Raw genomic sequence first — 13785 nt, 5'->3', positions numbered from 1 at the left:
TTAATGCAAGAGTTCTTGTAGTTTTTTTATCGCACGATGTTGGGTGGTTTTTACTTTACTAATTGTCCAACCCATAATATCTGCTGTTTCTTGAATGGAAAAAGACTGGATATATCGTAAAATAATTACTTGTTTTTGATCGATGCTACATGCTTGAAGTTTTTGATATATTTGTTGTATTTCATCATTTGAAACAACAATTTCTTCTGGTAAGGCCTTCTCATCTTTTAAATCATGTTCTGTTTTATTCCATGAAAACAATTCAACTAAGCGATGCTGCCTCTTTTGCTGCTTACGAAAGAAATCCAATGTAGTATGACGTGCGATAGCGAAAAGCCATGTTTTTTCACTACTATCACCACGAAAAGTATCATAAGATTTTAGCACCTTCACATATACCTCTTGGACGATATCTTCTGTTTGAGTTGAATCTTTTACCATATAAAAAACAAATTGATACAAATCTCGATGATACTTATGATAAAATGCGTCGAACGTGGTCTTCATTTCATTAGACCTCCAGCTATAATTAATTAGTCGCAAATGCACCAAGAAAGTTACAATGTTATAAACTAGAATAATGTATTTTGTAATGTTTTGCTAATAGCGAAAATGGCTTATAAGATACAAGCATAAATAGCACGTTGCCGAACGCATGATAGCAATCAAAGATTAGACCAGCAATGTAATAACCCCAAAAGAAACCCGTTATAAGGTAATTGGATATAGCAAAAAATAAACCATAACAAAAAGCTGCCAGGATTGACATAATTATTAAAACAAAAAATTGATGTTTGATAATGCATTTTCCTACTATCCCACTGATCAAGCCAATCAAAGTGAAAGCAATAAGTTGTGATAACGTCCAAATCCCCATACCAAGAAACAAATTAGATATCAATATAGTGATAATTCCTAATAAAGCTGCTGGTATTGAACCAAAGAAAAAACCAGTTAATATCACTAATGATGTAACTGGTTGAATGTTAGGCAGAAATTGCAACGCAAACCTTCCGGAAATTGCTAATGCAGCTAGCATTGCAATTAGTGAAATTTTGTATGTATGTTTCATCAATAACTCACTTCGTGCAGATCAAAATTGATTTTATCACCTGATTTAAGGGTATAATCGCCTGCGCCAACATTTGCTGGTTCTCCATTCACTTCATACATCCAATAGACATTCTTTTTAGGATCTTGTTGTTCTCCTTCAATAGAAGTAATCAACCCACCTGACTCTTCGATATCAAAATTCTTCTTAAGTATAGCTAATAAGTTTTTTTCATCTTGCAACTCAATGGAAACTTCATCAATAATCTCTTCTTGGTTATTCTCAGAAATAGTTATCGTTACTGGATTTGATGCTTCCTCTGTTAATGTAGAAGCTTGACAACCACCCACGAATAGGATTGTTAAAGCCAGCACAATTATCTGGATAGTAGTTCTCATTACTTACTCACCTCACTCATATGTATCGAAGGATGTCTGTTTGTTTTATCCGTAACAACATCCCTCGTCTGATTTTTTTCTTATATGTGCCAAAAGCTGTGATAATTAACCAGAATAATTTTTATTCTTCTTCTGTTTTTGGAATAACAAAGGAAAATGTCGTGCCTTCTCCATGTTTGCTTTGTACCGTAATCGTGCCGTCGTGCGCTTCGACAATATTCTTTGCAATCGAAAGCCCAAGGCCGGTACCTTTACGTTTCGAAGTTTTCTTCCTCGACTTATCAGCTTTATAAAATCGTTCAAAAACAAACGGAAGATCGTCTTCAGATATACCAGAACCGGTATCTTTAATAGAAAAGCGTACATTTTTCACTTCTTCCTCAACAATCAGTTTTACTTCACCATTTTTTTCCGTATGTTGCATCGCATTATCGATTAGATTGGTTAATACTTGCTCTAATCGATCCTGGTCCACAAAAATTGTCGCTAGTTCTACCTTGTTTTCCGTATATATATGAATCATTTGTTCATTTGCTGGCACTTGAAATTTACGGATAATACGATCAATAAATAAAGTCAAGTTGACTTCTTCTTTATGCAATACTTCATGTCCAGCTTTCATCCGTGCTAAGTCTAATAATTCATTAACTAACCTACCCATACGAAGAGACTCGTCTCTTATGATGGAAGCTAATTCATTTTTTTCTTCCGGCGAAGCTGCAATATCATCAACGATTGCTTCGCTATAACCTTGTAACATTGAGATTGGTGTTCTTAATTCGTGTGATACATTAGCAATAAATTCTTCTCGCAATTGATCCGTTTTTCTTTCTTGGGTCATGTCTCGTATAACTGCAACTACGCCTCTTACATTTGTTTCATCATATAATGGGGACATGATCATCACCCAATACCTACCCTGCACCTTTACTTCCTGCACTTGTTCAGATTCGGATTGAATAACTGTATACAAAAGCTTAATGATGGCTTCAGGTAAGAAATCATTCTGTTGATTACCGAGTTCGTAACGCCAATCATGTAAAAATCGCTGTGCAGGTGGATTGGAAACAATGATACCAGCTTCACGATTAAATGTAATCACACCATCTGCCATGGAACGCAGAATGCTGTATAATTGTTCTTTCTCTTGTCTTAAAGCATCCATATGATAGTTTAACTGTCGCCCCATCCGATTAAATGCCATTGCCAGTTCCCCTATTTCGTCATGGGTAACAATTGGTACTTTTGTCTTAAATTCACCTCTAGCTAATTCCAATGCACCTTTACGCATTTTGATTAATGGTGCAGTAATACGGGAAGATAAGAAAAAAGCAAACACAGTCATTAGAATTATGGCAATTGCTGCTGCAAGTAAGATGATTTTTTCTGTTTGTTTTGTTGTTTCTGCTACTACTTCAGAAGATTGATAAGCAAATATGCTAACGCCACTTTCTTGCACGTAGGTACCTACCATTAATACCTGACGATCTTTATCTAACGAAACTTGTCCTGACATATCTGAATGATTTTCAATTACTTCACGAGTGGTTAGATTAGTCTTTAACCATTCTTTTGAAATGGTTGGTAAATCACTATCCGAGCTATCAGAAGTCCAAATAAGATCATCTTGAGATAAAATAGTAATTTTGCTAGTATCATCTTTTACTGTTTGAACGATTCTTTCTGTCGTATCTTGTGGTTGGTCAATTTCAATTAATTCAGCAATCTTTGTAGCTTCATCAAGTAATTGTTCTTCCGCTTGATTCACGTGATAGCCATCAAAGAATTCTACTAATAATAGACTAATAATGGCTAGCACAACGAAGATAACGAATAGAAACGTAACCCATAACTTGACAACTACACTGCGCCAAAACATCATTTTTCAGCTACTTCAAATTTGTAGCCTACACCCCAGACAGTCACAATCATTTTACCTGCGCCTTTAGATACTTTATTAAGTTTTTCACGTAATCGTTTAACATGTGTATCAACCGTACGTAAATCACCAAAAAACTCATATTGCCAAACTTCTTTTAATAACTGTTCTCGGTCAAATACTTTGTCTGGAGCACTTGCTAAGAAATATAGCAATTCATACTCCTTAGGCGTTAATCCTACTTCTACACCTTCTGCTAATACTCGGTGAGCATCATTATCAATAAACAGATGTTCAAATTCTAATATATCTTTTGTTTTTGCTCCTGCAGTAGGCAATGGTGCTGTCGATGATCTTCGTAATAAGGCTTTAATTCTTAATACTACTTCTCTAGGACTAAACGGTTTAACGATATAATCATCTGCACCTACTTCAAATCCTTCTACTCGATTTGCTTCTTCCCCTTTTGCGGTAAGCATAATAATTGGAGTTGATTTTTTAGCACGAACTGCTTTACAGATTTCCATTCCATCTTTTCCTGGTAACATTAAATCAAGAATAATTAATGTGTAATCATTTTCTAAAGCTAGTTCTAAACCTTGATCACCATCTTCTGCTTCTTCCATCTCGTACCCTTCTCTTTCTAGGTACATTTTTAATAGCTTACGAATTCTCTCTTCATCCTCCACTACTAAAATCTTCTGTATTTCATCCATCCCAATTCCCCTTTCTAACCGACTTGCTTCTTTCATCTTTCTCCCCGTTTTCTACTTGTATGATCAAGGGAAAATAATCTACAATTTTTGCAATTGACATATACCCTTTACGTAGATAAGTAACAAAAAACTACCGATGAAAACAATCTATGTTACGTGATGGAAATCATATTAATCAAAGAAGTTGTTGCATCTCCAATTCCTATTTTACATTATAATAGAGTAAACGATTAATCTATTTTTCTTTTTTTGCTTCCTGACGAAGTTGATTTATTTCATGCGGTGTTAATTCCCGATACTCTCCAGGTTGTAACCCCTGTAGTGTTAGGAAACTATACTGTTCTCTTTTTAATTTACTTACTGGGTGGTTAATCGCTTCAAACATCCTTCGAACTTGTCGATTTTTCCCTTGATGTAGCGTTAATTGAACGATAGCTGTTTGTTTGGTTTTATCTGTAGATAATACTTTGACATGAACCGCTTTTAATTTTTCCCCTTCGTGGTGCACGCCTTTTCGTAACATTTTTAAGTCATCACTTGTTGGTATACCTCTCACTTTTGCAACATAGACTTTATCGATTTCGTGACTTGGATGCATTAACAGTTGAGCAAATTCACCATCATTTGTTAATAGAATAATGCCCGATGTATCATAATCTAACCTTCCAACAGGGTATAGACGTTGGTCAATACCAGGTAAAAAGTCAAGTACAACTTTACGATCTTTATCATCTTTCACACTGGAGATAACTCCCCTAGGTTTGTAAAGCATATAATATGCGGGCTTTTCTTTTTCTAATGGAATCCCATTTACTTCAATCTTATCTGTTGAAGAGACTTTGGTTCCCATTTGACTAACTACTTTCCCGTTTACTTTAACTTTTCCTTCTTCAATTAAAGTTTCTGCTTTTCTTCTTGACGTTACACCACTCTGTGCAATTACTTTTTGTAGTCGTTCTAATTTATTCGTCATTATTACATCACTGTACCCTTCTGTTTTACATATATATATTCTGCCAGAAACTCGAAAACAAAACAATAGCGCTAACTTTTTCGTTAACGCTCCATGCATTAAAATACTATAGAAACGATGATAATCGATGTTATTATACCAACAAGGTCTGCTAGAAGTCCAACTTTTAATGCATCACCCATTTTTTTAATTCCTACTGAACCAAAATATACCGTAAGAATGTAAAAGGTCGTATCCGTGCTACCTTGCATTGTAGAAGCTAGCCGACCAATAAAAGAATCCGGGCCATAAGTACTAATTAAATCTGTTGTAATAGCCAAAGCAGCTGTTCCTGATATTGGCCTTGTAAATGCCAAAGGGACGAGTTCACCTGGAATACCCACCAATTGTAAGAAGGGATGCAAATGATCTATGATTGCTTCTAAAGCCCCTGAACTTCGAAAAATAGTGATAGATACCATCATACCTAATAAATAGGGGAGCAAAGATACAGCAATTGAGATACCTTCCTTGCCCCCTTCCACAAAAAGTTCATAGGCAGGGAGTTTTTGAATCGTCGCTGTAAGCAAAATAACCATGACGATAACTGGTATAATCCATATACTAATGGTAGTAATTACACTCATTTTTTGTGCTTACGCTCCCTTCTATAATAAAAAAGTCGATCTATTATAATAGCACATATTGTTGTAATAAGTGTGGCGATCAAGGTAGTACCGACAATCTCCGTTGGTGCAGCAGAATTATATTGCATACGGATAGCAATAATTGTTGTCGGAATAAGCGTTAAACTTGATGTGTTGATGACTAAAAAGGTTACCATCGAGCGACTAGCTTCATTCGATCTTGATAGTTTCTTCATTTCTTCCATTGCTTTTATCCCCATTGGGGTTGCAGCATTACCAAGACCGAATAAGTTTGCGATAAAATTAGACAGGATATAACCCATCGCAGGGTGATCCTTCGGTATTTCAGGGAATAATTTAACGATCAATGGTTTGAATAACGATGCTAGTTTCTTCAGAATCCCCGCTTTCTCTCCAATTCGCATTAACCCCAGCCAAAAAACAAGTACGCTAACTAAACCAATCACAAGAGTAACTGCTTCTTGACCACTTGCGAATAGAGCTTCATTTACATCTGCCATTGTGCCATTAAACATAGCGTAGACAATTCCTATGATCGCTAAAGCGGCCCATATGTAATTGACCATAATTAAAGCACACCCATTAACTGTTGAATGATACTTCGAAACGTATATTGATAGGACTCGCCTTCATGAAGCGTGTGTACAGATTGGTTTGATGAAGTTTTCGCATAGTGATCAAATCCCCAATTATATAAGCGGATATGGTCTTTCCAATCATCTGGATCCTGTAACGTAACAACAATTAGCGTCGTATTGTCTTTTTTAGCAATAGAGACTAATGTTCTACCTGCTGCTTTTGTGTAACCTGTTTTCCCCCCAATTGTATATGGATAATATTGCGTTAATAGTTTATTTTTATTTCCCCAAGCATACTTTCTTTTCTCGGAGTGGTAGGACTTTGCTCCTGTTATTTCAACAAATGTATCGTTGTTCATGGCATATTTTGTTAAAACTGCCATGTCATAAGCACTTGAATAGTGAGTTTCTGAATCCAGACCATGCGGATTATCAAAATGAGATTCATTCATCCCTAACCAAGCGGCCTTCTCATTCATTAAATAAGCAAAACCTTCTACACTTCCTCCAACATGCTCAGCAATAGCCGTAGCTGCATCATTACCTGAACGTAAAATTAACCCGTATACTAAATCTCTTAGTTTTACTTTTTCTCCCTCTTTTAAATAGATGGACGAACCCTCTGTATAAGCTGCTTCATGACTTATCGTGACCTCTTCGTCTAGTTTTCCTGATTCAATGGCGATTATAGCCGTCATAATTTTTGTTATACTTGCAATTAAATGTTGATCATGTGCTGCTTTTTCATATAAGACTTCTCCATTTTCTTGATTTATTAAGATTGCATTTCTAGCTGTAACATCTGGTTTTGCCATTGAGCTTGTCGGCGATATAAACATAAGACATACCATAATTATTACGATCTTTTTTTCCACATTAAACATCCTCCCTGCAGCCCTTTCCTTAACATCTTATGCAAAAAGGACAGGCATATGAAAAAAGTATATGAAAAAAGTCTTCTTATCTTAACGATAACAAGACTTTGTTCCTTACGGTTAAAAAGGTTTCCATTTTAATTTCCATGATTGATTAAATCGATTATCTACATCATCCCAATTCACAACATTCCACCACGCTTGCACATATTTACTACGTTCATTATCATATTGTAAATAATAAGCATGTTCCCACACATCCAACACAAGTAACGGAATCGTGTCGGCCAAAGCATGATTTTGATGTTTTTCTAACGTTTGAATTGCTAACCTTCTGGTTCGAGGACTCCAAACAAGAGTTGCCCATCCGCTCCCTTGAACCGAATTCGCCGCTTCTGTAAATTGTTGTTTGAAATTTGCAAATGAACCAAAATCATTTTCAATCTGTTTACTTATCGAATACTTTGGTGTCGGAGCACCTCCACCATTAGGGGACATATTAAACCAAAAAATAGTGTGTAGATAATGACCTGACCCATTAAATGCTTGTTCATCTAGCCAATATTTGTAGTTTATTGGTTGATTGTCAGCAAGATACAATGCTCTTTCTGCACGATTCAATCCATCGACATAGGATTGGTGATGTTTGTCATGGTGTAAACGCATGATTTTTTCAGAGATATGCGGTTCTAACGAATTATAATCATAGGGTAACAGAGGAAGTTTATGCTCTCCTGGTTTAACTGAATTGTTTTCTATACGACTCTCTAATGATTGGTGATAATATTCTGCACGATCTCTTATTTGTTGTACTTCTTCTTCTGAAATACTGTTATTCTCTCGTGCTACTTCTAACTGGGCTATCCACTGATCCCAATTACTAAGCCGTACATTTTCTTCTCTAATTGAGAATATACGTTCCACTTCCCTCGACCATTCGAGTACATCGCTTATATAAGCTTTCTTTTGTGTTATTGTCATCGTTATCACCTCATGATAGACTATGCAATTAACATAAAAAAGTTAGTGCAAAAATAACGCACTAACTTTTATTTAGTATCCTGGTTATTTAATTCTTGTTCTACTTGATTAAAGAATAAATCTGCTTCTTCGGTAACATCTGATGCAGTAATATCCTCTGGTAACGGTGGTAACTCATCGATTGACCTTAATCCAAAGTAAGTTAGGAAGTCTACTGAAGTACCAAACATAACTGGTCTTCCTACTCCTTCTTTCCTTCCGACTTCTTCAATCAATGCCCGAGATAATAACGTTTGTACCGGCCGGTCACTTTTCACTCCACGAACATCTTCAATTTCTGTCCTGGTAATCGGTTGATTATAAGCAATAATTGCTAACGTTTCTAAAGCCGCCTGTGATAATTTAGATGCCTGTGGCGATTCCATCATTTTTTGAAAGTAAGACGTATGTTCAGGTTTTGTCGCCAAATGAAAATTACCTTTTGCCTCCACTAACATAATTCCTCTATCGCCACGTTCGTAATCATAATTTAACTCTTCCATAATATGATCAATCGTTTCATTATCTATTTCTAGTACCGTTTTTATCTGTCTTTTATTTAAACCTTCATCACCTGCAGCAAATAATAAACCTTCAACCACTGCTTTAAAATTTACTTGATTCACAGATTGCCCCCCCAAATCATTACAAACAACTAGTTAGTTTTCTTCCACCTCAGCATGTAACCCTGGATAGATAGTTAATGTTTCAAAATGCTTTTGTTGTACACAATAAATCTGTTTGCTCTTCATGAGCTCTAGTATGGCTACAAACGTCACAACGATATGAGAACGTGTAGGATAAGGAAACAATTGAGCAAAAGCAATCCCATTTTTGTTGTGCTTTATTTGTACCATTACTTCGTCCATTCGTTGTTTGATCGGTATCTCTGTTCGTTGGACAGTTGTCTCCATTGGTCGATTCCATTGTTTTCGCGTGAAAACTTTCTGCATAGCAGCTAACATGTCATAGATAGACACATTACCTGGATTAGTTAATGGTTTTGGTGTAGTAGTATAATCAAATGGTTGTGGCGCTCTCGTGTAACTGAAACTCGCATCTTCTTCTTTTTCTTTTAATTGAGTTGCAGCTTCTTTATATTTCCGATATTCAATTAATCGGCGCATTAATTCTTCTCTTGGATCTTCTTCATATGTGTCTTCATCTACATCCAATTCTTGATTTGGAAGAAGAAGCGAACTTTTCATCGCTAATAGTGTTGCAGCCATCACCAAATATTCACTAGCAATATTTAATTCTAATTGCTGCATCGTATGAATATAATGCATATACTGTTCCGTGATTTCAGCCACCGGTATATCATATATATCAATTTCATATTGATTAATTAGGTGCAACAAAAGATCTAAAGGACCTTCAAATGCATCTAATTTAACTTGATAGGCTGGTTGCATATTTTTCTCCTTCTTAACCGATAAAGTAGTTATTATACTCTAGTTTACCACATTCACAAAAAAGGGGTTAGTAGAAAAATGCTTGTCACAGAAAAACCAACTCCCTCAAGAGCTGGTTACAGATTATCCTCACATTTATCAATAAAATCTTTTGTTACATCATTTGCGAAAATAGTATAATTATCCTGATAAACTTCTTTAATTCCTTGAACCATTTTTCTGCCGATACCATGGTCACGATGGGATGGGTTTACTGTAATATGTTGAATAACTAATGCTTGCTGTTGATCATCAATCACCACACCAATAGCCCCTATAACATCTTCTTCTTTCCACAGATATAATTGCCAGTCTGGGTTCTCTTCGTATGCTTTAATGGTTTGTTGCAATTTTTTTACGTCTTTTTCTTCTGGCATGAAAGACAAAAGTCCCATAGCAATTTTCTCTAATGATTTTTTATAGCGTATTAACATAATTACCCCTCATCACTAAATGCTTTTGTATATTATAACGAATATACCTAAAAAAATGTTCCATTTTTGCGTAATTTTTTACAAACAAATTCTTCTTAAACAATTAATTTTAATTATACCAAAAATCATACTACGTTTTATCTTAGTTGTCATGTACTAATGCAAAAATAACATTAGTAATTTTACAATTCAATGACATTTACGTCAATCCAAATCTAATAAAGGCTCATCATAGCTAGCTTCGTAAGTAAAATCATCAATAAATCGACAAATCAAAAATAAAAAAAGTGGCTTCTCAAAAACGTATAACAAACTTCATTATACGATAAAAGAAGACCACTTTTCACTTTCCATCTTACTTTTCTTCTACAATTACATTTTCCATACGGTCACCTTGTCTTATGCGAAGCACTGTATCCATACCATCAATCACCTGTCCAAACACTGTATGCACACCGTCTAAATGAGGTTGGGGTTCATGGACAAGAAAGAATTGACTACCACCTGTATCTTTACCTGCATGCGCCATTGACAAAGTACCTGCTACATGTTTGTGGGGATTTCCCTCTGTTTCACATTTAATTGTATAACCCGGGCCACCAGTACCATTGCCGTTAGGACAACCTCCTTGCGCTACAAATCCAGGAATAACACGGTGAAAGGTTAGCCCATTGTAAAATCCATCATTAGCTAATTTTTCAAAGTTAGCCACTGTGTTTGGAGCTGCCTCATCATACATTTCCAATATTATTTTTTCGCCATTTTCAAAAGAAATTGTTGCTTGTTTCATAAATAGTTTCCTCCTCATTATTCATAAGATAAATCATTTTTTATCATGTCTTGATATGTTTCTCTTTTTATAACTAATGTATCAACACCATTCTCAACAAAGACAACTGCTGCTTTCGGGAAACGATTATAATGGTTGGACATGGAATAGCCATAAGCACCAGTACTAAATACAGCTAATATATCACCAGCTTCAACTTCTGGCAGAGAAATATCCCAAATTAACATGTCTCCAGATTCACAACATTTCCCAGCAACAGAAGCTTCGTTCGTAGTTGGTTGTGTTGCTTTATTGGCAACTACAGCATCATATTTCGCTTGATACAGAGCTGGTCTAATATTATCCGTCATTCCTCCATCCACTGCGATATAATCCCTTACATTAGGAATTTGCTTTTGTGAACCGACGGAATACAATGTTATTCCAGCATTCCCTACTATCGCTCGACCTGGTTCAATCCATATCTCTGGAAAGTTCATTTCATATGTGTTTACTTGACTATTAATCTCTTCTACGAGGGCTTTTACATATTGATCTAATGCCAATGGTTCATCTTCAGCCGTATATTGAATACCAAAACCACCGCCAAGATTTAATACTTCTGCTTCAAAACCATAGGTTTGCTTCCAATTAGCTAGTGATTGAAACAACCGACGAACCGCCATGATAAATCCATCTGTTTCAAAGATTTGGGAACCTATATGACAGTGTAATCCTTTGACATGAATACGGTCGAAACCCTGTAATTTTTGAAATGCTTTCGCCGCTTGTCCATTCGCAAGGTCAAAGCCAAATTTAGAATCTTCATTTCCAGTTAGAATGTAATCGTGCGTGTGCGCTTCAATACCCGGTGTTACCCGAAGTAATACTTCCATCTCTTTTTGTTGATGGACAAGAATATCATGTAATAACTCAATTTCATAGAAATTATCGACAACGATACAGCCAATATTATACTGAACAGCCATCTCGAGTTCTTTTCTACTTTTATTGTTTCCGTGCATATGAATTTTTTCCACAGGGAAAGCCGCTTGTAAAGCAGTATACAATTCTCCTTCAGAAACAACATCTAAGCTTAATGCTTCTTGTCTAGCTACTTGTAACATCGCAATTGATGAAAATGCTTTACTGGCATATGCAACTTGCGCTTTGACCTTTAACTTTTTAAATGTATCTACAAATAAACGAGCGTTTTTTCTTATTCTTTCTACATCGTAAACAAATAATGGTGTCCCATATTTCTCGGCCAGATATACTGTATCTAAATTACCGATTGTTAAGTGCCCATTATCATTAACTTTACGCATTTCATGCATACATACACCCCCTCTGTTGCTGATACGCTTCACATCAATAAAAATCCCTTGCCATTTGATACATCCGCAAGCAATTGACGAATGTATAAAGGAAGGGATAGCAATCTTTCCCAGACACGTTAACTTGTTTTAAGTATGCAAGACTAATATGGTTAATTTACCACAAGTTCTATCGCTATTCAACTTAAATGTTACGGCTGTTTGTAATTATTTTTAGGGTGTACAATACTCGGACGTTCTTTGGATGCTGGGACAGATAAACGCAATAATATCTGTATTAATGCTTTTCCATTGAAAGGAATAAACGGCCATAAATAAGGTGTATTAAGCGACTTTGTCCGGATTAAATGGATGACATAAAGGCTACATCCAATCGTAAAGCCTTTGATACCAAATAATCCAGTAATAATGATCAGAAACACACGACTTATTTTATTTGCTACACTTAATTCATAACTCGGTGTTGCAAAAGAACCGATAGCACTAACAGAGACATATAAGATAACTTCTGGACTAAACAAACCGACGTCAATGGCAATTTGACCAATTAGAACGGCTGCGATTAATCCCATCGCTGTAGATAGTGGTGTTGGGGTATGAATTGCCGCCATACGTAATAACTCAATTCCAACGTCTGCTAATAAAATCTGAACAATAATTGGGATATTTCCTAATTCGTTGGGCCCGATAAAATCCAATGCACTAGGTAATAAGGATGGATTCATCGCTAGCAGATACCAAAAAGGCATTAAAAATACGGATGATAAAATACCAATAAATCGTATCCAACGAATAAATGATCCTACAGCAGGTGATTGACGGTACTCTTCCGCGTGTTGGACATGGTGAAAATAAGTAGTTGGGGTAATAATCATGCTTGGTGATGTGTCGACCATCACTAGGACATGGCCTTCAAAAAGGTGATTCGCCGCCACATCTGGCCGTTCTGTATAACGTACTAAAGGAAAAGGGTTAAGTCCCTGTTTTAAAAGGTACTCTTCTAAAGTTTTATCCGCCATAGTTAAACCATCAATATCGATTGCTTTCAATTCTTTTTTTATTGTTTTCACAAGTCCATCGTCAGCTATATCTTGTATATAAGAGATACAAATATCTGTTTTGGACCGCTCTCCAACCTGAATAATTTCATTTCGCAAGCGTTCATCTCGTACACGTCTTCGTGTTAAACCAGTATTTTCAATGATGTTTTCTGTATATCCATCTCGTGAACCACGCACAACCTTTTCAGTATCTGGTTCCTGAGGTGTCCTGCCAGGATAGCTACGTACATCTACGGTAAAGGCATAATCTCTATCTTCCATAAAGATAACAATTAAACCGGATAAAAGCTGGGTGATAATTTGATTTAATTCTTGTTTTCTTTCAACTTGTTGATGAATAAGACGATTTTCAATAATCGACCCAAGTTGATCTTTATTTGCCTCATCATCATTAATCGCTGTTATTTTTTTTAATAGCTCCACAACAATTGATGTATCACAAAGCCCAGTCAGATAATAAAGTTGTATTTTTTGATCCAGAATAGTCATTTCTCGAAAACCAATATCAAATGATGTCCCTATGCCTAATCGTTTTTTCATCAATCGTTGGTTTTCTTCTAATTGACTACTCACTGCTACTTTTTTTGCCATAA

16 protein-coding genes are annotated in these 13785 nt (G+C 35.8%); all 16 read right to left on the bottom strand.

Annotated features, from left to right (window positions below; translation table 11 throughout):
- Window positions 1-507, bottom strand: coding sequence for an RNA polymerase sigma factor SigX (locus tag DES48_RS01185; protein ID WP_113866168.1), 507 nt, complete (start codon window positions 505-507; stop codon window positions 1-3).
- A 58-nt stretch (window positions 508-565) separates the two neighbouring features.
- On the bottom strand, window positions 566-1072 hold the full coding sequence (locus DES48_RS01180; protein ID WP_113866166.1) for an ECF transporter S component: 507 nt from the start codon (window positions 1070-1072) through the stop codon (window positions 566-568).
- Window positions 1072-1449, bottom strand: coding sequence for a DUF4430 domain-containing protein (locus DES48_RS01175; protein WP_113866164.1), 378 nt, complete (start codon window positions 1447-1449; stop codon window positions 1072-1074). Before DES48_RS01175 ends, DES48_RS01180 begins: the two co-directional genes overlap by 1 nt.
- 121 nt (window positions 1450-1570) lie before the next feature.
- Complete coding sequence (locus DES48_RS01170; RefSeq protein WP_113866801.1) at window positions 1571-3328, bottom strand: ATP-binding protein; 1758 nt, start codon at window positions 3326-3328, stop codon at window positions 1571-1573.
- Window positions 3328-4044, bottom strand: a complete 717-nt coding sequence (locus DES48_RS01165; protein WP_079709908.1) for a response regulator transcription factor — start codon at window positions 4042-4044, stop codon at window positions 3328-3330. Before DES48_RS01165 ends, DES48_RS01170 begins: the two co-directional genes overlap by 1 nt.
- Before the next feature lie 235 nt (window positions 4045-4279).
- Window positions 4280-5017 (bottom strand): pseudouridine synthase, encoded by a 738-nt coding sequence (locus DES48_RS01160; RefSeq protein ID WP_113866162.1) that lies wholly within the window; start codon window positions 5015-5017, stop codon window positions 4280-4282.
- A gap of 98 nt (window positions 5018-5115) precedes the next feature.
- Window positions 5116-5643 (bottom strand): spore maturation protein, encoded by a 528-nt coding sequence (locus DES48_RS01155; RefSeq protein WP_113866160.1) that lies wholly within the window; start codon window positions 5641-5643, stop codon window positions 5116-5118.
- Window positions 5640-6230, bottom strand: a complete 591-nt coding sequence (locus tag DES48_RS01150; RefSeq protein WP_113866158.1) for a nucleoside recognition domain-containing protein — start codon at window positions 6228-6230, stop codon at window positions 5640-5642. Before DES48_RS01150 ends, DES48_RS01155 begins: the two co-directional genes overlap by 4 nt.
- A 2-nt stretch (window positions 6231-6232) precedes the next feature.
- On the bottom strand, window positions 6233-7117 hold the full coding sequence (locus DES48_RS01145; RefSeq protein ID WP_306291523.1) for a D-alanyl-D-alanine carboxypeptidase family protein: 885 nt from the start codon (window positions 7115-7117) through the stop codon (window positions 6233-6235).
- Between the two features lie 120 nt (window positions 7118-7237).
- Entirely contained in the window at window positions 7238-8098 is an 861-nt protein-coding gene (locus DES48_RS01140) for a superoxide dismutase (RefSeq protein ID WP_113866156.1), read from the bottom strand.
- Between the two features lie 68 nt (window positions 8099-8166).
- Window positions 8167-8763: an SMC-Scp complex subunit ScpB gene (scpB, locus tag DES48_RS01135; RefSeq protein WP_113866154.1), complete on the bottom strand. Its 597-nt coding sequence runs from the start codon at window positions 8761-8763 to the stop codon at window positions 8167-8169.
- A gap of 33 nt (window positions 8764-8796) precedes the next feature.
- Entirely contained in the window at window positions 8797-9552 is a 756-nt protein-coding gene (locus tag DES48_RS01130) for a segregation/condensation protein A (RefSeq protein ID WP_113866152.1), read from the bottom strand.
- Between the two features lie 116 nt (window positions 9553-9668).
- A complete protein-coding gene (locus DES48_RS01125) occupies window positions 9669-10025 on the bottom strand; it encodes a GNAT family N-acetyltransferase (protein ID WP_079709916.1) in 357 nt (118 codons plus the stop codon).
- A 355-nt stretch (window positions 10026-10380) separates the two neighbouring features.
- Window positions 10381-10815 (bottom strand): peptidylprolyl isomerase, encoded by a 435-nt coding sequence (locus DES48_RS01120; RefSeq protein ID WP_079709917.1) that lies wholly within the window; start codon window positions 10813-10815, stop codon window positions 10381-10383.
- 17 nt (window positions 10816-10832) lie between these two features.
- Window positions 10833-12131, bottom strand: a complete 1299-nt coding sequence (gene lysA, locus DES48_RS01115; RefSeq protein ID WP_113866150.1) for a diaminopimelate decarboxylase — start codon at window positions 12129-12131, stop codon at window positions 10833-10835.
- 191 nt (window positions 12132-12322) lie between these two features.
- A complete protein-coding gene (locus tag DES48_RS01110; RefSeq protein WP_079709919.1) occupies window positions 12323-13783 on the bottom strand; it encodes a spore germination protein in 1461 nt (486 codons plus the stop codon).
- Window positions 13784-13785: the final 2 nt, after the last annotated feature.

It is taken from the genome of Paraliobacillus ryukyuensis (assembly GCF_003315295.1).
Lineage (GTDB): Bacteria > Bacillota > Bacilli > Bacillales > Amphibacillaceae > Paraliobacillus > Paraliobacillus ryukyuensis.
This window is presented reverse-complemented; position numbering and strand designations above follow the sequence as displayed.